This is a genomic window from Myxococcus eversor (assembly GCF_010894455.1).
Classification (GTDB): domain Bacteria; phylum Myxococcota; class Myxococcia; order Myxococcales; family Myxococcaceae; genus Myxococcus; species Myxococcus eversor.
The window spans coordinates 1-410 of the sequence record NZ_JAAIXY010000104.1; the positions used below are offsets into that span (position 1 = coordinate 1).

The 410-nt window shown below is 72.0% G+C and carries 1 protein-coding gene; it reads right to left on the reverse strand.

The genetic code is table 11. From position 1 onward, the window contains the following. On the reverse strand, positions 1 to 410 hold a 410-nt coding region (locus G4D83_RS45335; protein WP_163871182.1), incomplete at both ends, for a condensation domain-containing protein.

Below are 410 nucleotides of genomic sequence, written 5' to 3' on the forward strand. Positions count from 1 at the left end.
GAAGGAGGTGCGGAGGGACTCGTGGCGACGGACGAGCTCGGAGAGGGCGCGTTGGAGAGAGGAGACATCCAGGGCGCCCGTCAGGCGCAGAGCCGCGGGCATGTTGTAGGCGGCGCTGGCGGGCTCGAGCTGGTCGAGAAACCACAGGCGCTGCTGGGCGAAGGACAGCGGCAGCGCGTCCGTCCTGGGCGCCCGGGTGAGCGGAGGCAGCCAGACACCCTGGCCCGCCTGGAGGGCGGCGTCGATGCGCTGGGCGAGTACGGAGAGGGTGGAGGCCTCGAAGAGGGCGCGCAGGGGCAGCTCCACCTGGAAGGTGGCGCGGAGGCGCGAGACGAGGCGGGTGGCCAGCAGGGAGTGGCCGCCCAGCTCGAAGAAGTCATCCAGGGCGCTGACTTGGGACAGGCCGAGCA